The 622-nt window shown below is 46.0% G+C and carries 1 protein-coding gene; it reads right to left on the bottom strand.

Features of this window, described 5'->3' with window-relative positions; all coding sequences use genetic code 11:
- Positions 1 to 563: SDR family oxidoreductase (locus R8N49_RS28375; RefSeq protein WP_318190599.1), on the bottom strand; the 563-nt coding region annotated here is incomplete at its 3' end.
- Positions 564 to 622 lie beyond the last annotated feature (59 nt).

A 622-nucleotide genomic window follows, 5' to 3' on the forward strand; every position in this document is an offset into this window, starting at 1 on the left:
GAAGTGGTGTGAGAAAGCAGTTCCGTCTCTACTGCGCCCGGTGCAATAGTCGTAACACGCACATTTGATGCGGCCACTTCTTCGCGCACATTTTCTGAAATTGCATGAACTGCGAACTTCGTACCACAATATGCCGCGTGGTCAGGGAACGTCTTTTTACCTGCAATAGAGCTTATGTTAATTATTGTGCCACTATTGCGCGCTTTCATTGATGCAAGTACGGAGTGCATACCATTAAGCAAACCAAGCACGTTAACGTCGAACATACGCTTCCATTCAGCGGCATCCTGCGTGTCGATCTGACCAAGCAACATTACACCCGCATTGTTGACTAGCACGTCAGCTGGACCAAATTGAGCTTCTGCTTTTTCAATCGCTGTTATCAAACTCGCTTGGTCAGTGACATCGACTTTTTCACATAAGGTGTTTGGTAAATTTAGTGCCTCTAAACGTTCTACGCGACGAGCCACAAGAAGGAGAGGGTGGCCTTCTTCACTAAAACGACGTGCGATAGCTTCACCAATACCTGAACTTGCACCAGTAATAACAACCAGTTTTTTCATTTGTTACTTCCTCAGTTTTCGTTGAAAGCAGCGGTCTGCTGCGATGAACTCATACTAAG

The sequence above is a fragment of the Vibrio sp. 1978 genome, from assembly GCF_033344345.1.